We start from the raw sequence: 24,152 nt of genomic DNA, 5'->3' as shown, positions 1-24,152 counted from the left end.
CCGGTTGAGAGAAAAGAATCGGGAATGGGAGATGTCGGAGGCGGTTCGGCAACCAAGAGAGGACGCGGCCTTATTCAGCCTTGATGTTTCCGTCCTTGATGACCTTGGCCCACTTGGCGGAATCGGCCTTTTGCAGGTCGCCCAGCTGCTGCGGCGTGCCGCCGACCAGCGTCACGCCCAGCTTGTCGGCCAGGGCCACCATGGCCGGGTCCTTCAGGGCCTTGTTGATTTCCTGGTTCAGGCGCTGCACCACGGCAGCGGGCGTCTTGGCGGGCGCGAACACGGCCTGCCACTGCTCCACCACAAAGTCCTTCATGCCGACCTCGCCCATCGTGGGCACGTCGGGCAAGGCTTTCAGGCGCCGGGCCGAGGTGACGGCCAGCGCGCGCAGCTTGCCCGCCTGCACATGCGGCAGCGCGGCGGCGGCGGGCGCGAACATGAACTGCACCTGCTCGGCCAGCGTGTCCTGCAGCGCCGGGGTGTCGCCCTTGTAGGGCACGTGGATGAAGCGCGCGCCTGTCTGCTGCTGCAGCAGCTCGCCCTGCATCTGCAGGATGGTGCCGTTGCCGCCCGAGGCGAATGCGAGCTTGCCCGGCTGCGCCTTGGCCGCCGCCAGCAGGTCGGCCACGGTCTTGAACGGCTGGTTCGCGCCCACCACCAGGATGTGCGGAATGGTGCCGAGGATGACCACCGGCTCGAACGCGGTGATGTGGTCGTACGGCAGCTTGGCCATCAGGTGCGGCGCAATCGCCTGCGGCCCGATGGAGGTGCCCAGCAAGGTGTAGCCGTCAGGCGGCGCCTTGGCGACGAACGCGGCGCCGATGGTGCCGGTGGCTCCGGCCTTGTTGTCCACGATCACGTTGGTGGACAGCGCCGCGCCGATGCGCTGCGCCACATTGCGGCCCAGCACATCGGTGCTGCCGCCGGGCGGGTACGGCACCACCCAGGTGATGACGCGGCCGGCAGGCCAGTCGCCCTGCGCCAGTGCGGGGGTGCCCAAGGCGGAGCCCAGCAGTGCCGCACCGGCGGCCGCGATCAGGCTGCGGCGCGACGGGCCGGCCGGTGGGAGGTGAAAGTGGGTGGTGTCGGTCATGGCGAGGTCGTCTCTTTCGGTGTCATGTCATCAGGGCAGGAAACTCCAATGGGGCCGAAGCCGTACAGCGCCGCCGGGTTGTCCACCAGCACGCGCTGCAGCGCGGCGCCGCCGCCGGCCTGGTGCACCCAGTCGGCAAGCCGGTCCACCTGGCGGGCGTCGTCGGGCAGGGGTTGCACGCCGGCCGACGCGGTGGCATGCGGCCAGTCGCTGCCCCAGAGCACGCGGTCCGGCGCGCAGCGCAGGTAGCTCGCGGCCAGCGCATCGAGGGCGGGGTCTTCCACCGAGTGCTGTTCGCTCACGATGTAGCCGCCCGACAACTTGACCCACGCCCGCCCGGCCTGCAGCAGCGCAAGGAGCAGCGCATGGGCAGGGTGCCGCCCCGCCTGCGCCGGCGGAATGCGGCCGAAGTGGTCGAACACCACGGGCACGGGCAGCTGGCGCAGCACGCCCGCCTGGGCCACCAGCACGTCGGGCGCCATCAGCAGTTGCAGGTGCCAGCCCAGCGGCGCGATGCGGCGGGCCAGCGGCAGCAGCGCATCCGCGGTGCCCACGACGCCCAGCGACAGGTTCAGCCGCACGCCCCGCACGCCGGCAGCGTGCAGGTGCTGCAGCGCGGCATCGGTTTCGGTGCCGTCGATCACCGCCACGCCACGGGCTTGCACGCCCAGGGCGCCCAGCGCGGCCAGGCCCTGGAGCAGCGGGCGGTTGTCGGTGCCGTAGGTCGAGGGTGTGACCAGCACCACCCGCGTGGTGCCGATGCGCTGCTGCAGCGCGCGGTAGTCCTGCGCGGACGCATCTGGCGGCAGCAGCCTGGCGCCCGGTGCGGCAGGAAACCGGCTGTCGTACACATGCACATGGCAGTCGCAGGCGCCGGCGGGCGCCACGGTGCGCGGCGCGGCGGTGCCGGCAGAAAAGCGCACGGGCTGCGCGGTGCGCACAGGCGTGGCAAGGCTGTCGCGGTGCATGGCGCGGACTCTTCGGTGGGCGGGAAGTGCGGGCTGGCGGGTGCGGCCGGTCAGTCCAGGCTCGCGCCCGAGTCCTTGACGATCTTGCCCCAGCGCGGCACCTCGGCGCGCAACAGCTGGCCGAACTGCTCGGCCGAGCCGCCCAGCACGTCGCCGCCTTCGGAGCGCAGCTTGTCGGCCACGTCGGGCTGCTGCAGGACCGCGTTGATGGCCTTGTTCAGCTGCGCCACGATGGGCGCGGGCGTGCCTGCCGGCGCCAGGATGCCGAACCAGGTCACGGCCTCGAAGCCTTTGTAGCCCGACTCGGCCAGCGTGGGCACGTCGGGCAGCTGCGACGAGCGCTTGGCCGACGTGATGGCCAGCACCTTCAGCTTGCCGTTGCGCACCTGGCCCAGCAGCGTCGGCACGGACGACATGTACAAGTCGATCTGCCCGCTCACCAGATCCGTCATGGCCTGGGCCGCGCCCTTGTACGGAATGTGGCGCAGCTTGACGCCTGCGGCGTTCTCCGCCAGCTCGCCCGCCAGGTGGGCCACGGTGCCGTTGCCTGAATAGCCCAGGGTGAGCGCATCGGGCTTGCCCTTGGAGGCCGCCACCACGTCGGCAAAGGTCTTGTACGGCGAGTTCACAGGCGCTGCCATCACGATGGGCGAGGACGACACCAGCGCCACGGGTGCCAGGTCCTTGAGGGGGTCGTAGGGCAGCTTGGGGTACAGCGTGGGGTTGATAGCCAGGTTGCTGGTCTGGCCCATGACCAGGGTATAGCCGTCCGGGGCCGACTTGGCCGCCGCGTCTACGCCCAGGTTGCCGCCCGCGCCGGGGCGGTTGTCCACGATCACGTTCCACTTGTTCTGGTCGGTGAGCTTTTGCGCCACGGTGCGCGCGATCATGTCGGTGCCGCCGCCGGGCGGGAACGGCACGATGAGGCGGATGGGCTTGCTGGGGTAGGCGGCCTGGGCCTGCGCGGCCACGGGCGCGGCAGCGGCGGCCAGGCCCATCAGGGCTGCGCACAGGGGCGCGCCGACGGCACGCGAAAGCGATGGAAAAGCAGGCATGGATTTGTCTCCGTTTTATGGTGGTTGTTCAACCCCGGTCCGCAGGACTCTGCAAGGTCCGGCGCCGTGGCCGCGACTGTACGCAGACGTTTCAACCCATACAATGCAGTTGCGCAGAATGAAACGAAGACCGCCGTGAGCAACCTCCCCCGCCCCTCCGCACGCCGTGCTGCGCCCCGCGCGCCCCAACCCGACGCGCCGGCCCCGCCGCTGCCAGCGACGGAGGCCGAGCCCTCCGGCGGCGTCATCGCCGTCACCCGTGCCCTGCAGGTGCTGGAGGCGTTTGCGCTGGGCGAATCCAGCCTTTCGCTTGCGGAGCTGAGCCGCCGCTGCGCCCTGCACAAGACGACTGTGCTGCGCCTGGCGCGCACGCTCGCGCAGTCGGGCTTCATGGTGCAGCGCGAGGACGGCGACTGGCGCCTGGGCCCCGCCGCCGGCTGGCTGGGAGCGCGCTACCAGGCGGGCTTTGACGTGCAGAACGTGCTGGAGCCCGCGCTGCGCGAGCTCACCCACGCCACCGGCGAAAGCGCGGCGTTTTACGTGCGCGAGGGCGACGTGCGGACCTGCCTGGTGCGGGTGGAAGGGCCGCAGGCGTTGCGCCACCACGCGCGCATGGGCGAAGGCCTGCCGCTGGACAAGGGCTCGCCGGGGCGCGTGATCCTGGCCTTCTCCGGCGAGCCCGGCAAGGCCTATGAGGAGATCCGCAAGAAGGGCTACCACTGGTCCATCGGCGAACGCGAACAAGGCGTGGCGACCGTGTCGGCCCCCGTGTTCGGCATGCACTGGCGGCTGATGGGCTCGGTGTGTATTTCGGGCCCCGCATCGCGTCTGCCCGCCGAAAAGCTCGAAACGCTGGCGCAGACGGTCATGGCTGCGGCCACCCAGTTGTCGTATGCGCTGGCGGGCAATTCGGCTGCGCCCGCCCAGAGCCCGGTGCGGGCAACCCGCTGGCATCCTTGAGAGCCCCCCTGAGCCACCTGGCGGTGTCTTCCCCCGGAGGGGGACGCACCCGGTGGAGCGGCAGAGCCGGATCCACGGGTGCACTGGCATGGCCAGGGACCGTTTCAGGGGGTGTGCGCGACGCACGCATCGCCGATACTGGCACCCACAACACGATACAACCCAGGAGACCTTCGTGAGCCGCTACCCCTTCCCCGACCTGAACACCCTGCCGGAGGACATCCGCACCCGCATCCTGGAGGTGCAGGAAAAGGCCGGGTTCATCCCCAACGTGTTCCTGGCCTTCGCGCGCCGTCCGGCCGAATGGCGGGCCTTCTTCGCCTACCACGACGCGCTGATGCTCAAGGAGGAAGGCAGCCTGACCAAGGGCGAGCGGGAGATGATCGTCACGGCCACCAGCGCGGCCAACCAGTGCCTGTACTGCGTGGTCGCGCACGGCGCCATCCTGCGCATCTACGAGAAAAAGCCCTTCGTGGCCGACCAGGTGGCCGTGAACCACCGCAAGGCCGACATCAGCCCGCGCCAGCGCGCCATGCTCGACTTTGCGATGAAGGTCTGCCTGCGCTCGCAGGAGATTGCGGACGCCGACTTCGACGCCCTGTACCCCCACGGCTTCGACGACGAGGACATCTGGGACATCGCGGCCATCACCGCGTTCTTCGGCCTGTCCAACCGCATGGCCAGCTTTGCGGGCATGCAGCCCAACCCCGAGTTCTACCTGATGGGCCGCGTGCCCAAGGCCAAGCCGGCCGCCTGAGGCAGCGCATGCGCGCTACCGCAACGGCCCTGCTGGCCGGGATGCTGGCCCTTCCTGCGGCCCAGGCCGCGGGATTCGGGCCGCCGGAAGGAACACTGCCCGTGTACCCGCTGGCCGTGAGCGTTCCGGCGGGCGCCCTGTCGCCGCTGCTGTCGTCCGCGCTGTTCCGGGAGGCTTCCGGACCGGGGGCCGTGCCCACCTACTACCTCGGCGCGGGCGTGGCAGGCGCGCGCTTGCAGATTCCGGACGCGCCCGGCGCCACCGCCTGGAAGGTCGTGCCCACGCGTGACTGTGCCCGCCTGGAGCCTGTGCCCACGTCCCTCCTGCACACCCCCACGGTGCAAGCGGTCGTGGTGCAGCAGAACCCGCTGCCCATGGAGTGTGCTGCAGCGTTCGAAGGCAGCTGCACCAGCCGCGATGGCACGCTGCGCATCACCACCGCGTTCGACGGGCGCCGCCGCACGGCCCGCGTCGGGGGCGGCTTCTTTGGCTCCGAAGCGCCCATCGACACCACCTTCTACACGGGCGTGCGCACGCTCAGCATCGAGCACCTGCCCACCCGCCGCGTGCTGCGCATGCAAGAGCGTCTGGCGGACGTCAACGGCTACAGCGCCCCGCAGACGGCCATCCGCTACCTGCCCGAACTGCAGCGCGTGCTGCTGCTGGGCGCCACCGAGGCGCAGGGCGTGCCGCAAGCCCACTGCGTGGCACTGCCGCCTGCCGCGGCAGGTGTGACGCCGGTCAACTGACCAGGGCCCGCATCCAGTCCGGCAGGGGCGCGGCCTTCTGCTGCGGAAAATCCACCCAGATCGTGGTGGCCCCACCGGCCGCGCAGATCACGCCCGGCTGGTCCACACGCTCCATCGTGCCCCAGGTCTCGAACGTGGTGCGGCCCGGGTCGCTCACGTAGAGCTTGAGCAGCACGTCCGCCGGGTATTCGAGCTGCCTGTAGAAATTGCAGAACGCGTTGACGATGACCGGCCCCTCCCCGCGCGGATCGGGGTTGCAGCCCACCGACACCATCCATTCGATGCGCGCGGTCTCCAGGTAGCGGAAGTACACCGTGTTGTTGACGTGGCCCATCGCATCCATGTCGCCCCAGCGCACCGGAAAGCGCATTTCATAGACCAGCTTCTTGACCTCGGGGATTTCGATCTTCATACGGCGAAGCCGTCGTCCGCCGCAATCACCGCGCCATTGATGAAATGGCTCTGGTCGCTGGCCAGCATGACCAGCAGCGCGTCCAGGTCCTGCGGGCTGCCCACGCGCTTGCGCGGCAGCATGGCGATGAGCTTCTGGCCCTGCTCGGTGTCCCAGTGGTGGTGGTTGATCTCGGTGTCGATGTAGCCGGGGCAGATGGCGTTCACGTTGATGCCGTACTTGCCCCACTCCACCGCCATGGCGCGGGTCATGTGCACCACGGCGGCCTTGCTCATGCAGTACACGCCGATCTGCGGCAGCACCTTGAGACCGGCCATCGAGGCAATGTTGATGATGCGCCCGCCCGTGAAGCTGCCCGGCGCGGCACCCTTGGCGCGGGCCAGCATGCGCTTGCCCACTTCCTGCGCCACGAAGAAAGCGCCCTTCACGTTGGTGCCGAACACATAGTCGTAGTCCTCGGGCGCCACGTCCTGGATGCGCTGGGTGGTGCTCACCCCCGAGTTGTTGACCAGGATGTCGATGGAGCCCATCTCCGTCTCGGCGTGCGCCACGGCCGCCTTGATGGAGTCGTGGTCGGTTACGTCCAGCTCCACCACATGGGCGTCGCCGCCCTCGCCTTCGATGCGGGCGCGCAGCTCCTTGAGCTTTTCCACGCGCCGGCTGGCCAGCACCACGCCCGCGCCGGCCCGGGCCAGGGTGCGGGCAAACTGTGCACCCAGTCCGCTGGAAGCGCCGGTGACCAACGCCACGCGGCCGGACAAATCGATGCTGTATGCCATGAGAGTCTCCCTACAAGTCAAAATAGAACGGTCGTTCGATTGTCTATATTCCGTGAATACAATCAGTCGCCTGTCCGACACGCGATTGCGCCCGGCCCTGGACACAATATCCATTATCAAACCCAAACGCCCGACGAGAAGCCCATGACCAACGAAGAGATCCTCGCCCAGTACGGCCCCCGTGAATCCATGGAATACGACGTGGTGGTCGTGGGCGGCGGCCCTGGCGGCCTTGCCACTGCGATCCGCCTGAAACAGCTGGCCGCAGACAAAGGCCAAGACGTGTCGGTGGTCGTGCTGGAAAAGGGCTCCGAGCCCGGCGCGCACATCCTCTCGGGCGCCATCATGGACCCCAAGGCGCTCTCCGAGCTGATTCCCGACTGGAAGGCCAAGGGCGCGCCCCTCAAGCAGCCCGTCACCGACGATGCCTACGTGTTCCTGTCGGAAAAGTCGGGCTTTCGCGTGCCCAACATGTTCCTGCCGCCTTTCGCGCAGAACCACGGCAACTACATCGTGCGCCTGGGCGACGTGACCAAGTGGCTGGCCGAGCAGGCCGAGGCCCTGGGCGTGGAGATCTTCCCCGGCTTTGCCGCCGCCGAGGTGCTGTACAACGATGACGGCTCCGTCAAGGGCGTGGCCACCGGCAATATGGGCGTGGGCAAGGACGGCGAGCCCACCGAGAACTTCCAGCTGGGCATGGAACTGCTGGGCAAGTACACCGTGTTCGCCGAAGGCGCACGCGGCCACCTGGGCAAGCAGCTGATCGCCCGCTACAAGCTCGACGAGGGCCGCGACCCGCAGAGCTTCGGCATCGGCGTGAAGGAGCTGTGGGAGATCGACCCCAAGAAGCACCAGCCCGGCTTTGTGATGCACACCGCCGGCTGGCCGATGGAAAACGACACCTACGGCGGCGCCTTCCTGTACCACCTGGACGACAACAAGGTCGCGCTCGGCTTTGTGACGGGCCTGGGCTACAAGAATCCCTACCTCAGCCCCTTCGAGGAATTCCAGCGCTGGAAGACGCACCCCAACGTCCGCTACTACTTCGAGAACGAAAAGGGCGAGATCACGGCCAAGCGCCTGTCGTACGGCGCGCGCGCCATCAACGCCAGCGGCATCAATGCCCTGCCCAAGACCATTTTCCCGGGCGGCGCGCTGGTGGGCTGCAACGCCGGCTACCTGAACGTGGGCCGCATCAAGGGCAGCCACGCCGCCATCAAGTCGGGCATGCTGGCCGCCGAGGCCGCCTATGACGCCATCGTGGGCGGCCGCCAGCACGACGAGCTGACAGCCTACCCCAAGGCCTTCGAGGCCAGCTGGCTGCACACCGAACTGAACAAGGACCGCAACTTCAAGAACTGGTTCAAGTACGGCCTGACCACGGCCACGCTGATGAACGGCTTCGAGCAGTTCGTGCTGCGCGGCCATATTCCCTGGACCCTGCACCGCGACAAGCCCGACCACGCCTACCTGAAGCCCGCGGCCGAGTGCAAGCCCATCGTCTACCCCAAGCCCGACGGCAAGCTGACCTTCGACCGGCTCAGCAGCGTGTTCATCAGCAACACCAACCACGAAGAAAACCAGCCGGCCCACCTCACGCTCAAGGACGCCAGCGTGCCGGTGAACATCAACCTGGCCAAGTACGCCGGCCCCGAGGCCCGCTACTGCCCGGCCGGGGTGTATGAATTCGTGCCCGACACGGCCCAGGGCGGCAATGCCCAGCGCCTGCAGATCAACGCGCAGAACTGCGTGCACTGCAAGACCTGCGACATCAAGGACCCCACGCAGAACATCGTATGGGTCACGCCGGAAGGCGGCGGCGGCCCGAACTACTCGGGCATGTAAGCTACAAAATCAGTAGCTGCTTGCGCTTGATGGGCCTGCGTTGCAGGCCTTTTTTTCATCTTTTCTACCGAATCATGTCATTCGGCGCCGTGACTCCCTTTCTCCGCCAGCGCATCCAACGGGCGCCGCTCAAGTCAGGGGGCCACCGTGCAAGGGCCGCCCCGCCGCACCGGTGGCGTCCCCCTGCCCGCATCGCGCAGCGATGCGAGAGCGGGGGGAAGGCGCGAAGCGACTCAGGGGGGGGTGTTTATCCCATCCTGGCTAGCTGAAACTGCCCCATCGCCCCCGCCAGCCGATTCGCCTGGTCCTGCAGGCTTTGCGCGGCTGCCGCGCCCTGCTCCACCAGCGCCGCGTTCTGCTGGGTCATGTGGTCCAGCTGGTCCACCGCCTGGCTCACCTGGCCGATCTGAGTGCTCTGCTCGGAGCTGGCGGCGTTGATCTCGGACATCAGCGTCGTCACGCGCTCCACGCTCTGCACGATGTCGCCCATGGTGGAGCCGGCGGTCACCACCAGCTTCGCGCCGTCGCTCACCTTCTCCACGCTGCTGGAGATCAGGGCCTTGATCTCGCGCGCCGCGTTGGCGCTGCGTCCTGCCAGGGCACGCACCTCGCTGGCCACCACGGCAAAGCCGCGGCCCTGCTCGCCCGCGCGGGCGGCTTCCACGGCCGCATTCAGCGCCAGGATGTTGGTCTGGAACGCGATGCCGTCAATGATGCCCACGATGTCGGCAATCTTCTGGCTGCTGGCGTTGATCTCTTCCATCGTGCGCACCACCTGGCTGACGACGGCGCCGCCCTTGCTGGCGACCTCTGTGGCGTTCACGGCCAGGGCGTTGGCCTGGCGGGTGCTGTCGGCATTGGCCGCCACCATCTGCGCCAGCTGGGCAATGCTGGCCGCCGTTTGCTGCAGGTTGCTGGCCGCGTGTTCGGTGCGGGCGCTCAGGTCGGTGTTGCCGGCCGCCACTTCGGTGCTGGCCACGTGGATGGACTCACCCGAATCGCGCACCTCGGTCACCACGTAGTGCAGGGATTCGACCATCTTGTTCAGCGCCGTGAGCAACTGGCCGATCTCGTCGCTGCGGCCGGTCTGCACGCGCACGGTGAGGTCGCCGCGCGCCACCGTGGCCGCCGCTTCGGAAGCCTCGCGCAAGGGCTGCACGATGGAGCGGCGCAGCAGCCAGCCAAACAGCGCCGACAGGGCCACCACCACCGCCACCGCGATGGCACTGATCCACTGCGCGCGGCCCGCGCCGGCAATCATCGCGTCGGCCGCCGCCAGCGAGGATTGCTCGGACGCCTCCAGCAGCCGGTCGATGGTCTGCAGGTAGGCCGTCAGCGCTGCGGCGTGCTCCTGCAGCGCCTTCTGGCTGATGACCTTGGACTCCAGCGCGTCCTGCATCAGCGCATCGCGCAGCGCCGCGTACTGCTGGCGCTGGGCCTGGGCTGCCTTCCACAACGGCTCGGTGCTGTGGGCGGTGGAGGCGCCTGCCAGCGCCTGTTCGATGCGCTGGCGCGTGGCGTCCTCGGCCTTCAGGCGATCACGCATTTCGGCCAGCAGCGGGAACACATCCGTCGAGATGGTGGCGCGCAGCGCGATCTGGCCGATGGTGACGGACTGCGTCTTCCAGTCGCGCACCGTGCGCTCGATGGGCAGTTGCTCCCGCGCCAGCAGCGCGGCCTGGTGTTCGGTGTCCTGGCCCGTGAGCCAGGTGGTGGCGCCCAGCAGCGCCACGGCCAGGCCCAGCAGGCCAAAGCTGGCGGCCAGCTTTTGGCCGACCGACAGCGTGCGGCGTGAGGCGGCCGCGCCCCCCGCCGATGCCGAAGCAGCTGCGGGGGTCGCCGCAGCGGCCAGGGATGCCGGCAGCGCCGGTGCGGAAAAGACAGCGGGCACAGAGTTCATCGGTAATTTCCTGTTCATCGAAAGAGCCTTGTGGGCAACGCGCGAAACGACCAGCAAGCTGTGTGCCACGGCGTCATGACACGGCCGCGTCGGCCGGTTCACGCTCCTCGGCGGGCGCCTGGCAAGGGCCATAGCCCCCGCCGCCCGGCGTGGCGATCTCAAACACATCGCCCGGCTGCATCAGCGCCGCGCCGATGTGGCCCAGCACCTCCACTTCGCCGTTGGCACGCAGCACGCGGTTGGCGCCGGGCTTGCCGGGCTGGCCGCCAGCCATGCCGAAGGCGGGGTTCAGCCGCCCGTTGGAAAGAATGCTGGCCGTCATCGCCTGCAGGAAGCGCACGCGCCGCACGCCGCCATCGCCGCCCGCCCAGCGCCCTGCCCCGCCCGATCCGCGCTGGATCTCGTAGCTGTCCAGCACCACCGGGAAGCGGAACTCCAGCACCTCGGGGTCCGTCAGGCGCGAGTTGGTCATGTGCGTCTGCACCACGCTGGTTCCGTCAAAGCCGCGCACGGCCTGGCCCGACGCATCGAGCACCGCGCCCGCACCGCTGCCACCGGCAATGGTTTCGTAGTACTGGTACTGCGCATTGCCGAAGGTGAAGTTGTTCATGGTGGGCTGGCTGCCCGCCATCACGCCCAGGGCGCCGAACAGCGCATTGGTGATGCAGGTGGAGGTCTCCACATTGCCCGCCACCACCGAGGCCGGCGGGTTGGGGTTGAGCATGCTGCCCTGCGGGATGATGACCTGCAGGGGCTTGAGGCACCCGGCGTTGAGCGGAATGTCGTCATCCACCAGCGTGCGGAAGACATACAGCACGGCGGCCATGCACACCGCACGCGGCGCGTTGAAGTTGTTGGGCTGCTGCGCGCTGGTCCCCGCAAAGTCGATCACCGCGCTGCGCTCGGCCGCGTTCACCTTCACCGACACGCTGATCTGTGCGCCGTTGTCCAGCGGCAGGGTGAAGTGGCCGTCCTTGAGCTGCGTAATCACGCGGCGCACGGATTCCTCGGCGTTGTCCTGCACATGGCGCATGTAGGCCTGCACGACCGCGAGCCCGAACTGGTCCACCATCTTCGACAGTTCCTGCACGCCCTTTTCATTGGCAGCGATCTGCGCACGCAGGTCGGCCAGGTTCTGCTCGGGGTTGCGGCTGGGATACGGCGTGGTGCCGCCGCCCGTGGCCAGCAGGTTGCGCACGGCGTCTTCCAAAAAGATGCCGCGGTCCACCAGCTTCACGTTGTTCAGCTGCACGCCCTCCTCGTCAATGCGGGTCGAAAACGGCGGCATGGAGCCCGGCGTGGTGCCGCCAATGTCCGCGTGGTGGCCCCGGCTGCCCACGTAGAACGTGGGCTCGCGGCCCTCGGCCACATAGACGGGCGTGATCACCGTCACGTCGGGCAGGTGGGTGCCGCCGTGGTACGGGTCGTTGAGCATGTACACATCGCCCGGGTGCATCTTGCCTGCGTTCTCGCGGATCACGGTCTTGATGCTTTCGCCCATGCTGCCCAGGTGCACCGGCATGTGCGGTGCGTTGGCAATCAGGTTGCCCTCGGCGTCGAACAGCGCGCAGCTGAAGTCCAGCCGCTCCTTGATGTTCACCGAGTACGCCGTGTTCTGCAGCTGCAGGCCCATCTGCTCGGCAATGTTCATGAACAGGTTGTTGAACACCTCCAGCAGCACGGGGTCCACTGTGGTGCCCGCGGCGTATTGCACCTTGCGGGCGGTGACGCGGTCCAGCACCAGGTGATCCAGGTCGGTCAGGCGGGCGGACCAGCCGGGCTCCACCACCGTGGTGGTGTTCTTCTCGGCAATGATGGCCGGGCCGGGGACCACGTCGCCGGGGCGCAGGTCTTCGCGCACCACCAGCGCGGCGCCGTGCCACTGGCCGCCCGAATACATGCGCACCGTCTCGCGCTGCGGGTGCTTGCGGTGCGGGTGCACGGGCAGGCGCGGCTCGGCGGGCGCGTCGCCGGCAATCACCGCCTCCACCGACACGGCCTCCACCACCAGGCTCTTGCCGGCCATCAGGAAGGCAAAGCGCTGGCGGTAGGCGGCCTCGAACGCGGCCTCGATGGCGGCCATGTCGCCAAAGGGTACGACCAGCGCCGAATCGGTGCCCTCGTAGCGCACGTGCACGTTGTGGCGCACCTGCACGGGGTTGGTGCTGACCTGCTGGCGCTCCAGCTCGGCCTGCGCGGCGGCGCCCAGGGCATCGAGCCGCTCGGCAATCAGGGGCAGCGACTCTGCGGCGAGCGGCATCTCCACCGCCTGCTCGCGGATCACGGTCTGGTCGGCCAGGCCCATGCCGTAGGCGCTGAGCACGCCAGCCAGCGGGTGCACAAACACGCGCGTCATGCCCAGGGCGTCGGCCACCAGGCAGGCGTGCTGCCCGCCCGCGCCGCCAAAGCACTGCAGCGTGTAGCGCGTCACGTCGTAGCCGCGCGCCACGCTGATCTTCTTGATGGCGTTGGCCATCTGCTGCACGGCGATCTGGATGAAGCCCTCGGCCACTTCCTCGGGCTGGCGCTGGGTCTGGGCAGCAATCTCCTCAAAACGGGCGCGCACCGCGTCAGCATCCAGCGTTTCGTTGGCCGCCGGGCCAAACACGCTGGGGAAGTAGCGCGGCTGCACCTTGCCGACCATCACGTTCGCGTCGGTCACGGCCAGCGGACCGCCGCGGCGGTAGCTGACGGGGCCGGGGTTGGCGCCCGCGCTCTCAGGCCCCACACGGAAGCGGGCCCCGTCATAGGCCAGCACCGAGCCGCCCCCTGCGGCCACGGTGTGGATGCTCATCATCGGCGCGCGCATGCGCACACCGGCCACGTGGGTTTCAAACTCGCGCTCGAACGCACCGGCATAGTGGCTCACGTCGGTGCTGGTACCGCCCATGTCAAAGCCGATCACCTTGGCATGCCCGGCCAGGCCGGCGGTGCGCGCCATGCCCACAATGCCGCCCGCCGGGCCGGACAAAATCGCATCCTTGCCCTGGAAGGTGCCCGCATCCGTGAGACCGCCCGAGGACTGCATGAAGAACAGCTTCACGCCCGGCATCTCGCGGGCCACCTGGTCCACATAGCGGCGCAGGATGGGCGAGAGGTAGGCGTCCACCACCGTGGTGTCGCCCCGGCTCACGAACTTCATCATGGGGCTGGTTTCGTGCGAGGTGCTGATCTGCGTGAAGCCCACTTCCTGGGCAATGCGCTTGGCAGCCTGCTCGTGCTGCACATGGCGGTAGCCGTGCATGAACACGATGGCCACGCTGCGCAGGCCGCGGCCGTAGGCTGCCAGCAGGTCGCCGCGCAGGCTGGGTTCATCCAGCGCCTGCAGCACGTCGCCGTGCGCGCCCATGCGCTCGCGGGCCTCGACCACTTCGGTGTACAGCAGCTCGGGCAGCTGGATGTGGCGGTCGAACAGGCGCGGGCGGTTCTGGTAGGCGATGCGCAGCGCATCGCGAAAGCCGCGCGTGGTGACCAGCAGCGTGGGCTCGCCCTTGCGCTCCAGCAGCGCGTTGGTGGCCACGGTGGTGCCCATCTTCACGCATTCCACCAGGTCGGACGTGACCGGCTCGCCGGCTTGGAGGCCCAGCAGGTGGCGGATGCCCGCCACCGCCGCGTCTTTGTACTGCTCGGGGTTCTCTGACAGCAGCTTGTGCGTGGTCAGCGTGCCGTCCGGCCGCTTGGCCACGATGTCGGTGAAGGTGCCGCCCCGGTCGATCCAGAACTGCCAGCGGCTGCCGTGGGGATTGGTGGTCGATGCTTGCATGGTGTTGAACCCGTCAGAAGAAAAAGAAAGAACAGATGAAAAGGGACGATCAACGTGCAGCGCGGGGCCGGACCGGCCGGCCGCGCGCTCAGCGCTGGAAGTAGTACGGAATGAAGATCTTGTTGGCCTCGTTCCCCACGGACTGCACCCATTCCCGCGAGAAGCGCTCGCCCAGGCGCTTGAGCTCGGCGTCCAGCTCGGCGGGCGCACGGCCCACCTGGATGCCTTTGCGCTGCAGCTCGCTCACCGATTCCTGCGCGACGGCTTCGCTCAGGGCCCAGCCACGGGACTCGGCCTCGGCGGCGGCCTGCGTCACGGCCCGTCGCGCTGGCGGCGGCAGGGCATCAAACGCCTTCTGGTTCACGAATACGATGTTCTTGGGAAACCAGGCATTGATGCCGTAGTACTGCTTGATCTGGCCCCAGACCTGGTTTTCCACGCCCGTGAGGGCCGAGGTGATCATGGAGTCGAGCTTGCCCGCCGCCAGCGCCTGGTTGACCTCCACCATGGGCACGTCCACCGGGGTGGCGCCCAGCAGCTCGGCAATGCGCACCGTGGCGGGGTTGTAGGTGCGCATGCGCGTGCCCTTGAAGTCGGCGGCCGACTTGACCGGCGCCACCGAGAACAGGCCCTGCGGCGGCCAGGGCACGGCATACAGGGCCTTCAGGCCCCGCTGCGCAAAGTGCTCTTCGATCAGCGGGCGCTGCAGCTCCCACAGGCGGCGCGCGTCGGCATAGCTGCGCACCACGAAGGGCACGGCATCGGCGCCGGCAATGGGCATGCCCGGCACCAGGCTGGTCATGATGGTCTCGCCCGCCTCGGCCTTGGCGTCCTGCACGGCCTGCGGGATATCGCCCAGCTTGAACAGCGTGTTGCTGGCGTGCACCTTGATGCGCAGCGCCCCGGCGGTGGCGCGTTCCACCTCTTGCGCAAACTGCACGACGTTGCGGGTGTGGAACGACTCTGCGCGGTAGCCCGTGGCCAGCTTCCACTGGGTCTGGGCGTGCAGCGCCGGGGCCGCGGCCAGCATGGCCAGCAGCAACACAAGGGCTTTCATGGCGGAACTCCTGGGATGTCGGTGTGGTGGTTGCAGCCGGTCAACCCTGCATCTGGCGGGGCAGCCAGAGCACGACATCGGGCGCGAAGTACGTCACGACGACCGCGGCAATCATGAGCACGAACAGGGGCAGCGCCGTGCGGGCGATCCACGTGACTTCGCGCCGTGTCATGCCCTGCAGCACGAACAGGTTGAAGCCCACGGGCGGGGTGATCTGCGCCATCTCCACCACCAGCACGATGAAGATGCCGAACCACACCAGGTCAAAGCCCGCTGCCTCCACCGTGGGCAACAACACGGCAATGGTCAGCACCACCATGGAGATGCCGTCCAGAAAGCAGCCCAGCAGGATGAAGAACACGATGAGCAGCAGCATCAGCGCAAACGGCGACAGGTGCAGCGAGCCGATGAATTCGGCCAGGTGGCGCGGCAGGCCGATGAAGCCCATGGCCAGCGTGAGGAAGGCGGCGCCCGCCAGGATGAGGCCGATCATGCAGTACACGCGGCAGGCGGCGAACAAGCCTTCCTTGAAGCGCGCCCAGTCCAGCGAACCCTCGATCTTGGCGAGGATGAGGGAGCCGCCCACGCCCAGCGCCGCCGCTTCGGTGGCCGTGGCGATGCCGCTGTAGATGGCACCCAGCACGAGGACGATGAGCGAGACCACGGGGATCAGGTGGCGCGAGGCATAGAGCTTTTGCGCAAAGCTCAGGCGGGCGTCCGGTGCGGGCACCTTGTCCTTGTTGAACAGGGCCCACACGATGATGTAGCCCATGAACAGCGCGGCCAGCAGCAGGCCGGGGATCACGCCGGCCAGGAACAGCTTGGAGATGGACACGTTGGCGGCCACGCCGTACACGATCATGATGATCGAGGGCGGAATCAGCAGGCCCAGCGTGCCCGCCCCGGCCAGCGTGCCCACGGAGATGTCCTCGGGGTAGCCGCGCTCCTTCAGCTCGGGCAGCGTGATCTTGCCAATGGTGGCGCAGGTGGCGGCCGACGAGCCGGAGATGGCGGCAAAGATGGTGCAGCCCACCACGTTCACGTGCAGCAGGCGGCCCGGCAGGCGCTCCAGCCACGGGGCCAGGCCCTTGAACATGCTGCTCGACAGCTTGCTGCGGAACAGGATTTCGCCCATCCACAGAAACAGCGGCAGCGCCGTGAGCGTCCAGCTGGAGGTGGAGCCCCAGATGGTCAGCATCATGCTGTCGCCCACCGGGCGGCTGGTGAAGAACTCCATGCCCACCAGCGCCACGGCCAACAGCGACAGGCCGATCCACAGGCCTGAGCCGAGCACCGCGAACAGCGCCACGATCAGGCCGAAAGCAATGAGAATGTCCATGTTGTTTTCTCCTTGCGGGCGTTATTCGGAACGGGCCGATTCGGACACGGCCATAAAGGCCACGCCCTGCACCCGCAGTACCAGCGCATGGGCAAACGACAGCGCAAAGCCGATGCAGCCCAGGGCCATGCTGATCTGCGGAATCCACAGCGGCGACGCGTCTGCCGCGGGCGAGATGTCGTGCGTGGCGTAAGAGATCCACACCGAGCGCACGGCGTAGCAGGCGATGTAGATGGTGAGCACCAGCGCGGCGGCCAGGCAGAACCACTCGAAGGCCGAGCGCAGGCGCGCGGGCAGGCGGTCCAGCACCAGCGTCACGCGGATGTGGTCGCCGTTTTGCAGCGTGCCGGGCAAGGCGAAGAACAGCGCCGCGGCAATGGCATAGCCGGCATAGGCATCCAGCCCATCAATGTTCAGGTGGATGACCTCGCGGGCAAAAACGCCCAGCGTGACGGCCGCGAACGCAGCCAGCATGGACAGGCCGGACAGCAGCATCAGCAGCCTGTAGAAATTGCGGACGAGTTTGTCCATGGCGTACTCCCGGTAACGCTTGAAAAAAGTGAGGGGTTGGAAAACGGCAGCGCGGCGAAGGGCAGGCAACGCGTGCCTGGGACTGACGGCCCGGACCCCGCCGCGCGCGGGGGCCGGTGCGGGCGGGCTTACTTCTTGCGGTAGGCGTCGATGATGGCCTGGCCTTCGGCGCCTGCGGACTTGACCCAGTCGGCCGTCATCGCATCGCCAATGCTGGCCAGCTCCTTCTTGATGCTGTCGCTGGGTTCGGCCACGGCCATGCCCTTCGCGGCCAATTCCTTCACGAATTCCTTGTCCACCCGCTCGCTGGTGGCCCAGCCCCGCGCCTCGGCCGCCGCCGCGGCCTTGAGCACGGCCTCTTGCAAAGGCTTGTCCAGCGCATCAAACGCCTTCTGGTTCACCACGGTGGCATTGCGTGGCAGCCAGGCGCTGACCGGGTAGAAGTACTTGACCTGTTCGTACAGCTTGGACTCCACGCCGCTGGCGCTGGAGGTGAGGAAGTTCTGCACCGTGTTGGTTGCCAGCGCCTGGCCCAGCTCTGACAGCTGGATCGTGACCGGCTGGGCCTTGAGCAGCTGTGCGATGCGCGTGGTGGCCGGGTTGTAGGCGCGCATCTTGGTGCCGGCAAAGTCCGCGGGCGTGTTCACTGGCTTGAGCGAGTACAGCGACTGGCCGGGCCAGGGCACGCTGAACAGCACCTTGATGCCCTGCGAGGCCAGCAGCTTCTCTTGCGCGGGCTTGGCGGCCAGGTACAGGCGTTTGGAGTCGGCATAGCTCGTCGCCAGGAAGGGAATGGAATCCACCCCGAAGAGCGGGTTCTCGTTGGACGCGCCCGAGAGGATGAACTCGGCCGAGGGCACCTGCCCCGTCTGCACGGCGCGCTTGATCTCGTTGGCCTTGTAGAGCGAGCCGCCGGGGTGCAGCGTGATCTTGAGCTTGCCGCCGGTGAGCTTGTCCACCTCGTCGGCAAACTGCTGCACGTTCTGCGTCTGGAAGCTGTTGGCGCCGTAGCCGGTGGGCAGGTCCCACTTGACCTGGGCCTGGGCAAGGCCCATGCCGAGGGCGGCCGTCATGCACAGTGCGATTTTTTTCATCGGGAGACTCCTGGAGGGTTGCCGCTTAGAAGCTGGCAAGGTGGTGGTTGAGAAGGTCGGTGATCAACATGCAGCCCGGCGCGTGGGTGATGCAAAACGCCGGCTGCGCGTTCAGGATGGCGGACTGGGGCGTGACGCCACAGGCCCAGAAAACGGGAATCTCGTCCGGCATCAGCGCCACGGCATCGCCGTAGTCCGGCTTGGCAATGTCGGCAATGCCGATGAGGGCCGGATCACCGATGTGCACGGGCGCGCCGTGGACATTGGGAAAGCGCGAGGTGACCTGCACGGCGCGAATCACGTCGGCCGCGGGCATGGGCCGCATGGACACCACCATGGCGCCGCCAAACGGGCCGGCCGCCTCGGTGGCGATGTTGGTGCGGTACATGGCCACGTTCTTGCCTTCGTTGATGTGGCGCAGGCTGATGCCGGCCTCCTGCAGCGCCGCCTCGAAAGAGAACGAGCACCCCAGCACAAAGGTCACCAGGTCGGGCCGCCACAGGTCCGTGATGTCGCCCACTTCCTGCGCCAGCTCGCCGTGGCGCCACACGCGGTACTGCGGCACATCGGTGCGGATGTCGATGTCCTCGCCCAGCGAGGGCAGCGCCGTCTGTCCGGGCTCGCTCACGGCCAGCACGGGGCACGGCTTGGGGTTGCGCTGGCAAAAGCGCAGGAAGTCGCCGGCCAACACCTCGGGCAGGATCACCAGGTTGCCTTGCACCCGGCCATGCGCCAGGCCGCTGGTGTGCGATGCCCAGCCCCCTTGCCGGATCACGCGGCGCACCTGCGCAGGGTCATGAAGCCCCTGTGCGCCGAACACTTCCACTGCGGGTTGAACTGCTGAATCCACCATTTTTCCTTGCATTGAGAAATGTCAATTGCATGACGTTGGGCGGATTGTGTGGGGGTGTAACCGGCCTGGCAAATTCAAAAAATTTCTCTTAGCTCATCGATTTTTTCGATGCTCTCCATTGGTGAATCGCGAGCCATCTTGGTGCCGAGGGTTAACCCTATGCACCACGCTGGCGCAGTTTCAGGGATAACCCTGAGCCCGCGGCATGCACGCGAACGCCACGGCAGCGCGGCGCGGCCCGGCTGCGCCCGGCGTGCACGCGGCAAGGGGGTTATTCGGCTTAAGGTGGGGTCAGCCGCGCTTGCGTACGGCAGCAGGAGAAGGTGCGTCGATGAATGCGAGCGCCGACCGCACGACGGCTTCCATCGCGGGGGAGGATGGGTCTTCGCGGTAGCTCACGTGGATGGGCAGGGGCCGCAACGCGGCGTCGCAGGCCAGCACGCGCAGGTCCGGAAAAGCCAGCATGCGCTGCACCGCAAGGCGCGGCAGCGTGGCCACGCCAAAGCCGCCCTGCACCAGCTGCACCATGGCCGAGATGGAGGAGATGGTGTGTACGCAGCGTGGCTCCACCTGCCCATGGCGCAGCGTGTCCAGCAGGTACACGTGCGGCTGCGAGCCGCGCTGGAAGGTGAGGATGTCGGTGTCCGCAAAGTCCTGCAGCGTGTACTTGCGCTTGCGGTGCAGCTTGCTGTTGCCGACGAACACCATCTCCATGGGCGCCAGGGCCTGGCTGCGGATGCCGTCGGCCGACGCGGGCAGCGCGGCGAACACAGCGTCCAACGTGCCGCGGCGGACCTGGTCGAGCAGCACCGGGGTGGGCTCCACCGTCAGCTCCAGCTCCAGGAGCGGGTTGTCCTTGCGCAACTGCTCCACCCACGGAATTAGCCACGAGTGCAGTACCGATTCAATGGCCCCCAGGCGGAAGGACACCTCCAGCGGCGCGCCCGAGCCCATCTCAGCCTTGAGCTGGCGCTGCAGCTCCAGCATGCGCCGGGCGTAGGTCAAAAAGCGCGTGCCGGCCACGGTGAGCTTGAAGTGCTTGTCGCGCCGGTCCAGCAGCAGCACGCCCAGTTCCTCCTCCAGCGCTGCGATGCGGCTGGACATGGCCGACTGCGTGAGGAACAGCTTCTCGGCGGCGCGAGTCACGCTCTTGAGGGAGGCCACCCAATAAAAGGCTTCGACAAAACGCAGGTTCATGGTGGGGGTTCCGCAGGGCGGCCGGCGGTCGCGGGCTCGCTGGAATTTGCTATCGTTTCAGTAGCTGCTTGCGCTTGCTCAACAAGCGCCGGAGGCCATTTTCATTCAAATCAATATCAACCCAGCGGCAGGTCCGCCTTCTTCAGCGTGCGCAGCACAAAGCTGGAGCGGCTGTGGCGGATGCCCTTGATCTTGTAGAGCTTCTCGCGCAGCAGCCGCTCGTAGTCGCGCGTGTCCTTGACGACGATGCGCAGCAGGTAGTCGTAGTCGCCCGACACCAGGTGCGCTTCGATCACCTCGGGGATGCTGGCCAGCGTCTCGCCAAACTTTTCCAGCGTGTTGTCGGAGTGGCTGTCCAGCGTAACCTGCACCAGCACCGTGTCGGCCAAATCCAGCGCCTGCGGGTTGATGCGCACCGTGTAGCCCTGGATGACGCCGGCCTCTTCCATCTTCTTGATGCGGCCCCAGCAAGGCGACGGGCTCAGGCCCACGGCCTGCCCGATCTCTTGCAGGCTGGCGCGGGCGTTGGCCTGCAGCACAGCCAGAATTTTCCTGTCCAATCGGTCCATCAGGCCAATTATTCACAAAATTCGCTCTCAGCAGAAAATTATTCTGCAAAAAGCACAAAACCCATCAAATTCAGAAGATTCATCTTCACTGCGCAGCGCATACTTTCTTCCATCAAGGCGCTCTTACCGGAGTGCACGAAATGGCAAGGCCCCGGCTGGTTACCGCCAGCACGGGGCCGTTGGCATGTGTGCCCGAGGCACAGAAAAGCCGCCGCGCCCACCGCCGCGCAGCGGCTGTGCCGAGGCTCCGCGCACGGCATTTGATAAGCACGCTTACCAGCACAAACCCGGATGCCTGGTCTGATGCTGCACCGCCATAATTTGTGCGAGGCCGGGGGCCGCCCCTGCGGGGTGTGCCGCACGATCTGCCGGCCCCCGCCCACTATTCCAACAGGAGACAGCATGCAATTGACCAAACTCGTCGTCGGCCTGGGCCTTGCGCTCGGCTTTGTGGCCTCCGCGGCTGCGCAGACCACCATGCGCATCAGCATCTCGACGGCCCAGAACTCCCACCAGGGCGTGGCCATCGACACGTTTGCCAAGGAAGTCGAAAAGCGCACGGGCGGCCGCTACAAGGTGCAGACCTTCTACAACGGCGCCCTGGGCGGCGAGCGCGAGTCCATCGAAGCCGTGCAACTGGGCACGCAGGAGCTGGCATTCAGCTCCAGCGGCCCTGTGCCCAACTTTGTGCCCGAAACGAAGATCCTGGACGTGCCCTTCCTGTTCCGCGACAAGGCGCACGCCCGCGCCGTGCTGGACGGCCCCATCGGGCAAGACCTGCTGTCCAAATTCGACGCCAAGGGCTTCAAGGCGCTGGCCTGGGCGGAAAACGGCTTCCGCCACATGACCAACAGCAAGCGTGACGTGAAGGAGCCCGGCGACCTGAAGGGCCTGAAGATGCGCACCATGGAGAACCCCGTGCACATCGCCGCCTACAAGGGCTTTGGCATCATCACCACGCCCATGGCCTTCCCGGAAGTGTTCACGGCGCTGCAGCAAGGCACGGTGGACGGCCAGGAAAACCCGCTGTCGGTCATCATTTCGGCCAAGTTCGACCAGGTGCAAAAGCACCTGTCGCTCACCGGCCATGTGTATTCGCCCTGCATCTTCTTGATGAACAAGGCCGCTTTCGACAAGCTGTCGGCCGCCGACAAGCAAGCCTTCCTGGACGCTGCGAAAGAAGGCGCCAAGGCCAACCGCGCCCGTGTGGATGAAGACGATGCCAAGGGCGTGGCCGACCTGCGCGCCAAGGGCATGACCGTGATCGACAACCTGGACAAGGCCAAGTTCGTGGAAGCGCTGGCGCCCGTGAATGCCGAGTTTGAAAAGCAGTTCGGCAAGGCTGCGCTGGACAAGATCCGGGCCGTGAAGTAACCCGCAACGCGTGCGGCGGACGCACCCGTTGCTCCTGGTCCTAGCTTTCAACGCCCGTTTGCCGCGCGCAAACGGGCTTTTTCATTCATGAAAAAAATCTTTCTTCAATGGGAACGGTGGAGCACCGGCGCCGCCATGGCAGGTGCCTGCCTGATGCTGGCCCTGGCATCGCTGCTGGGCATGTTCCAGATCGTCATGCGTTTCGTGCTGGAGCAGCCGGCCGAGTGGACGGAGGTGCTGATCCGCTTCAGCCTGATCTGGATGGTGTTCCTCGCTATTCCCGCGGCCTTTCGCCAGGGCGCGATGGTGAGCGTGGACGTGCTCTACCGCTGGAGCCCGCCGGCCCTGCGGCGCGTGCTGGATGCCGTCGTGAGCCTGGCCGCCCTGGCGCTCATTGCGGTCATCGTGTGGTTTGGCTGGGACTATGCCCAGCGCGGCGGCGTGCAGTCGATGGCGGGGCTGGAATCGGTCTCGATGTTCTGGGCCTATGTGGCCATGCCGGTGGGCGGCCTGTTCAGCGCCATCGGCATCGTGGGCAACTGGCTCGACCCGCAGCGCCAGGAACTGGAGACCGCGCAATGACACCCACCATGCTCGTCACCATGGTGCTGTGCTTTGCACTCACCGTCTCCGTCGCGGTGTCCATCGGGCTCGCATCGGTCGTGGGCATCCAGGTGTCCAACGCCAACATGCTGATCTCGGTGAAGGAAATGTTCGCCTCGATCAACAAGTTCCCGCTGGCGGCCATTCCGTTCTTCATCCTGGCGGGCAACCTGATGGAAACCGGCGGCATCTCGCGCCGGCTGGTGGAGTTTGCCAAGAGCATCGTGGGCGGCGTGCAAGGCGGCCTGCCCATGACCTGCGTGCTCACCTGCATGATCTTTGCGGCGGTCTCGGGCTCGTCAGTGGCCACCACGTTCGCCATCGGCGCCATCCTGATCCCGGCGCTCATCAAGCATGGCTACCCCACCAGCTACGCGGCGGCGTTGCAGGCCACCAGCGCCGAGCTGGGCGTGGTCATTCCGCCCTCCATTCCCATGATCCTCTACGGCGTGAGCGCCGAGGTGTCGATTGGCGAGCTGTTCATCGCAGGCTTCGGCCCCGGCCTCCTCATCAGCGTGGCGCTGATGGGCTTTGTGTGGGTGTATTGCAAGATCAAGGGCTGGGGCAAAAACGACGGCGACGGGCGCATGCCCCTGGGCCGCGCCACCTTGCAGGCGGGCTGGGCACTGCTGATGCCGGTCATCATTCTGGGCGGCATCTACGGCGGCGTGTTCACGCCCACCGAAGCGTCGGCGGTGGCGGTGTTCTATGCACTGGTGGTCGGCGTGCTCATTTACCGCGAGATCAAGCTGCGGGATCTGTACGCCATCCTGCGCAAGTCGGCGCTTTCGTCCGCGGTGATCATGTTCATCATCGCCAATGCCGGGTTGTTTGCCTTTCTCATCACCCGCGCCGGCGTGCCCGACGCCATCGGCCATTGGCTCGAAGGCGTGCTGCAGTCGCCCGCGATGTTCCTGCTGGGCGTGAATGCCGCGCTGTTCTTCATCGGCATGTTCATCGAGACCAGCGCCGCCATCATCGTGCTGGCCCCCATCCTGGCCCCGGTGGCAATGCACTTTGGCGTGGACCCTGTGCACTTCGGCCTCATCATGGTGGTGAACCTGGCGCTGGGCATGATCACCCCGCCCTTCGGCGTGAACCTGTTTGCGGCCTGCACGGTGGCCAAGATCTCGCTGGACCGCATCGTCAAGCACCTGCTGCCCTTTGTGGGCGTGATCCTGGTGTGCCTGCTCGTCATCACCTACGTGCCCTCGATTTCGCTGGCGCTGCGCGATTGGGTGTACGCAAAGTAGG

21 protein-coding genes are annotated in these 24,152 nt (G+C 67.1%); 7 read left to right on the top strand and 14 right to left on the bottom strand.

Annotated features, from left to right (window positions below):
* Positions 1 to 70: 70 nt before the first annotated feature.
* Genes LWW96_RS11590 through LWW96_RS11580 form a run of 3 tightly spaced genes read right to left on the bottom strand, consistent with a single transcriptional unit; the run spans position 71 to position 3,116 of the window.
* Positions 71 to 1,093 carry a tripartite tricarboxylate transporter substrate binding protein gene (locus LWW96_RS11590; protein WP_291487109.1) on the bottom strand — a complete coding sequence of 341 codons (1,023 nt, stop codon included), beginning with the start codon at positions 1,091 to 1,093 and terminating at the stop codon, positions 71 to 73.
* The gene (locus tag LWW96_RS11585; protein WP_291487107.1) at positions 1,090 to 2,061 is read right to left on the bottom strand and encodes an amidohydrolase family protein; all 972 of its coding nucleotides are present in this window, start codon (positions 2,059 to 2,061) and stop codon (positions 1,090 to 1,092) included. The genes LWW96_RS11590 and LWW96_RS11585 overlap by 4 nt, the downstream gene beginning before the upstream one ends.
* 50 nt (positions 2,062 to 2,111) lie before the next feature.
* Complete coding sequence (locus tag LWW96_RS11580) at positions 2,112 to 3,116, bottom strand: tripartite tricarboxylate transporter substrate binding protein (protein ID WP_291487105.1); 1,005 nt, start codon at positions 3,114 to 3,116, stop codon at positions 2,112 to 2,114.
* 210 nt (positions 3,117 to 3,326) lie between these two features.
* Between LWW96_RS11580 and LWW96_RS11575 the strand changes: the two genes are divergently transcribed.
* The 3 genes from LWW96_RS11575 to LWW96_RS11565 all read left to right on the top strand — a co-directional run bounded on the left by LWW96_RS11575 (position 3,327) and on the right by LWW96_RS11565 (position 5,582).
* Positions 3,327 to 4,076 (top strand): IclR family transcriptional regulator, encoded by a 750-nt coding sequence (locus tag LWW96_RS11575; RefSeq protein ID WP_291487249.1) that lies wholly within the window; start codon positions 3,327 to 3,329, stop codon positions 4,074 to 4,076.
* Positions 4,077 to 4,251: 175 nt separating this feature from the next.
* The gene (locus LWW96_RS11570; RefSeq protein ID WP_291487103.1) at positions 4,252 to 4,833 is read left to right on the top strand and encodes a peroxidase-related enzyme; all 582 of its coding nucleotides are present in this window, start codon (positions 4,252 to 4,254) and stop codon (positions 4,831 to 4,833) included.
* An 8-nt stretch (positions 4,834 to 4,841) separates the two neighbouring features.
* A complete protein-coding gene (locus LWW96_RS11565) occupies positions 4,842 to 5,582 on the top strand; it encodes a hypothetical protein (protein WP_291487102.1) in 741 nt (246 codons plus the stop codon).
* On the opposite strand, the gene LWW96_RS11560 is transcribed toward LWW96_RS11565, so the two are convergent.
* The gene (locus tag LWW96_RS11560) at positions 5,575 to 5,994 is read right to left on the bottom strand and encodes a thioesterase family protein (protein ID WP_291487100.1); all 420 of its coding nucleotides are present in this window, start codon (positions 5,992 to 5,994) and stop codon (positions 5,575 to 5,577) included. The two genes, LWW96_RS11565 and LWW96_RS11560, sit on opposite strands and share 8 nt — an antisense overlap.
* Positions 5,991 to 6,773, bottom strand: coding sequence for an SDR family oxidoreductase (locus LWW96_RS11555; protein WP_291487098.1), 783 nt, complete (start codon positions 6,771 to 6,773; stop codon positions 5,991 to 5,993). Before LWW96_RS11555 ends, LWW96_RS11560 begins: the two co-directional genes overlap by 4 nt.
* 144 nt (positions 6,774 to 6,917) lie before the next feature.
* Between LWW96_RS11555 and LWW96_RS11550 the strand changes: the two genes are divergently transcribed.
* On the top strand, positions 6,918 to 8,618 hold the full coding sequence (locus LWW96_RS11550; protein WP_291487096.1) for an electron transfer flavoprotein-ubiquinone oxidoreductase: 1,701 nt from the start codon (positions 6,918 to 6,920) through the stop codon (positions 8,616 to 8,618).
* A gap of 247 nt (positions 8,619 to 8,865) precedes the next feature.
* Here the strand turns inward: LWW96_RS11550 and LWW96_RS11545 are convergent, their stop codons facing one another.
* The 9 genes from LWW96_RS11545 to LWW96_RS11505 all read right to left on the bottom strand — a co-directional run bounded on the left by LWW96_RS11545 (position 8,866) and on the right by LWW96_RS11505 (position 20,921).
* Positions 8,866 to 10,518, bottom strand: a complete 1,653-nt coding sequence (locus LWW96_RS11545) for a methyl-accepting chemotaxis protein (RefSeq protein ID WP_291487094.1) — start codon at positions 10,516 to 10,518, stop codon at positions 8,866 to 8,868.
* A gap of 73 nt (positions 10,519 to 10,591) precedes the next feature.
* Entirely contained in the window at positions 10,592 to 14,281 is a 3,690-nt protein-coding gene (locus LWW96_RS11540) for a hydantoinase B/oxoprolinase family protein (RefSeq protein ID WP_291487093.1), read from the bottom strand.
* 88 nt (positions 14,282 to 14,369) lie between these two features.
* Positions 14,370 to 15,338: a TRAP transporter substrate-binding protein gene (locus tag LWW96_RS11535; RefSeq protein WP_291487090.1), complete on the bottom strand. Its 969-nt coding sequence runs from the start codon at positions 15,336 to 15,338 to the stop codon at positions 14,370 to 14,372.
* A gap of 40 nt (positions 15,339 to 15,378) precedes the next feature.
* Positions 15,379 to 16,677, bottom strand: coding sequence for a TRAP transporter large permease subunit (locus tag LWW96_RS11530; protein ID WP_291487088.1), 1,299 nt, complete (start codon positions 16,675 to 16,677; stop codon positions 15,379 to 15,381).
* Between the two features lie 21 nt (positions 16,678 to 16,698).
* The gene (locus LWW96_RS11525; RefSeq protein ID WP_291487086.1) at positions 16,699 to 17,208 is read right to left on the bottom strand and encodes a TRAP transporter small permease; all 510 of its coding nucleotides are present in this window, start codon (positions 17,206 to 17,208) and stop codon (positions 16,699 to 16,701) included.
* 128 nt (positions 17,209 to 17,336) lie between these two features.
* Positions 17,337 to 18,302 carry a TRAP transporter substrate-binding protein gene (locus tag LWW96_RS11520; RefSeq protein ID WP_291487084.1) on the bottom strand — a complete coding sequence of 322 codons (966 nt, stop codon included), beginning with the start codon at positions 18,300 to 18,302 and terminating at the stop codon, positions 17,337 to 17,339.
* A 25-nt stretch (positions 18,303 to 18,327) separates the two neighbouring features.
* Positions 18,328 to 19,155: a putative hydro-lyase gene (locus LWW96_RS11515; RefSeq protein WP_291487082.1), complete on the bottom strand. Its 828-nt coding sequence runs from the start codon at positions 19,153 to 19,155 to the stop codon at positions 18,328 to 18,330.
* A gap of 291 nt (positions 19,156 to 19,446) precedes the next feature.
* Positions 19,447 to 20,352, bottom strand: coding sequence for a LysR family transcriptional regulator (locus LWW96_RS11510; protein ID WP_291487080.1), 906 nt, complete (start codon positions 20,350 to 20,352; stop codon positions 19,447 to 19,449).
* 116 nt (positions 20,353 to 20,468) lie between these two features.
* On the bottom strand, positions 20,469 to 20,921 hold the full coding sequence (locus tag LWW96_RS11505) for an Lrp/AsnC family transcriptional regulator (RefSeq protein ID WP_291487078.1): 453 nt from the start codon (positions 20,919 to 20,921) through the stop codon (positions 20,469 to 20,471).
* Between the two features lie 402 nt (positions 20,922 to 21,323).
* On the opposite strand from LWW96_RS11505, the gene LWW96_RS11500 reads away from it, so the two are divergent.
* The 3 genes from LWW96_RS11500 to LWW96_RS11490 all read left to right on the top strand — a co-directional run bounded on the left by LWW96_RS11500 (position 21,324) and on the right by LWW96_RS11490 (position 24,151).
* Positions 21,324 to 22,295 carry a TRAP transporter substrate-binding protein gene (locus LWW96_RS11500; RefSeq protein WP_291487076.1) on the top strand — a complete coding sequence of 324 codons (972 nt, stop codon included), beginning with the start codon at positions 21,324 to 21,326 and terminating at the stop codon, positions 22,293 to 22,295.
* 87 nt (positions 22,296 to 22,382) lie between these two features.
* Complete coding sequence (locus LWW96_RS11495; protein ID WP_291487074.1) at positions 22,383 to 22,877, top strand: TRAP transporter small permease; 495 nt, start codon at positions 22,383 to 22,385, stop codon at positions 22,875 to 22,877.
* Entirely contained in the window at positions 22,874 to 24,151 is a 1,278-nt protein-coding gene (locus LWW96_RS11490) for a TRAP transporter large permease (RefSeq protein WP_291487072.1), read from the top strand. Before LWW96_RS11495 ends, LWW96_RS11490 begins: the two co-directional genes overlap by 4 nt.
* Position 24,152: the final 1 nt, after the last annotated feature.

It is taken from the genome of Acidovorax sp. (genome assembly GCF_021287135.1).
Lineage (GTDB): Bacteria > Pseudomonadota > Gammaproteobacteria > Burkholderiales > Burkholderiaceae_C > Acidovorax.
The sequence above is the reverse complement of the archived record's forward strand: the minus strand, read 5'-3'. Positions and strand labels throughout refer to the sequence as shown.

Excerpts from the sequence above, each read along its gene's own strand:
- LWW96_RS11590 (WP_291487109.1), bottom strand. The coding sequence starts at position 1,093 with ATGACCGACACCACCCACTTTCACCTCCCACCGGCCGGCCCGTCGCGC.
- LWW96_RS11585 (WP_291487107.1), bottom strand. The coding sequence starts at position 2,061 with ATGCACCGCGACAGCCTTGCCACGCCTGTGCGCACCGCGCAGCCCGTG.
- LWW96_RS11580 (WP_291487105.1), bottom strand. The coding sequence starts at position 3,116 with ATGCCTGCTTTTCCATCGCTTTCGCGTGCCGTCGGCGCGCCCCTGTGC.
- LWW96_RS11565 (WP_291487102.1), top strand. The coding sequence starts at position 4,842 with ATGCGCGCTACCGCAACGGCCCTGCTGGCCGGGATGCTGGCCCTTCCT.
- LWW96_RS11560 (WP_291487100.1), bottom strand. The coding sequence starts at position 5,994 with ATGAAGATCGAAATCCCCGAGGTCAAGAAGCTGGTCTATGAAATGCGC.
- LWW96_RS11555 (WP_291487098.1), bottom strand. The coding sequence starts at position 6,773 with ATGGCATACAGCATCGATTTGTCCGGCCGCGTGGCGTTGGTCACCGGC.
- LWW96_RS11550 (WP_291487096.1), top strand. The coding sequence starts at position 6,918 with ATGACCAACGAAGAGATCCTCGCCCAGTACGGCCCCCGTGAATCCATG.
- LWW96_RS11545 (WP_291487094.1), bottom strand. The coding sequence starts at position 10,518 with ATGAACTCTGTGCCCGCTGTCTTTTCCGCACCGGCGCTGCCGGCATCC.
- LWW96_RS11540 (WP_291487093.1), bottom strand. The coding sequence starts at position 14,281 with ATGCAAGCATCGACCACCAATCCCCACGGCAGCCGCTGGCAGTTCTGG.
- LWW96_RS11535 (WP_291487090.1), bottom strand. The coding sequence starts at position 15,338 with ATGAAAGCCCTTGTGTTGCTGCTGGCCATGCTGGCCGCGGCCCCGGCG.
- LWW96_RS11530 (WP_291487088.1), bottom strand. The coding sequence starts at position 16,677 with ATGGACATTCTCATTGCTTTCGGCCTGATCGTGGCGCTGTTCGCGGTG.
- LWW96_RS11525 (WP_291487086.1), bottom strand. The coding sequence starts at position 17,208 with ATGGACAAACTCGTCCGCAATTTCTACAGGCTGCTGATGCTGCTGTCC.
- LWW96_RS11520 (WP_291487084.1), bottom strand. The coding sequence starts at position 18,302 with ATGAAAAAAATCGCACTGTGCATGACGGCCGCCCTCGGCATGGGCCTT.
- LWW96_RS11515 (WP_291487082.1), bottom strand. The coding sequence starts at position 19,155 with ATGGTGGATTCAGCAGTTCAACCCGCAGTGGAAGTGTTCGGCGCACAG.
- LWW96_RS11510 (WP_291487080.1), bottom strand. The coding sequence starts at position 20,352 with ATGAACCTGCGTTTTGTCGAAGCCTTTTATTGGGTGGCCTCCCTCAAG.
- LWW96_RS11505 (WP_291487078.1), bottom strand. The coding sequence starts at position 20,921 with ATGGACCGATTGGACAGGAAAATTCTGGCTGTGCTGCAGGCCAACGCC.
- LWW96_RS11500 (WP_291487076.1), top strand. The coding sequence starts at position 21,324 with ATGCAATTGACCAAACTCGTCGTCGGCCTGGGCCTTGCGCTCGGCTTT.
- LWW96_RS11495 (WP_291487074.1), top strand. The coding sequence starts at position 22,383 with ATGAAAAAAATCTTTCTTCAATGGGAACGGTGGAGCACCGGCGCCGCC.
- LWW96_RS11490 (WP_291487072.1), top strand. The coding sequence starts at position 22,874 with ATGACACCCACCATGCTCGTCACCATGGTGCTGTGCTTTGCACTCACC.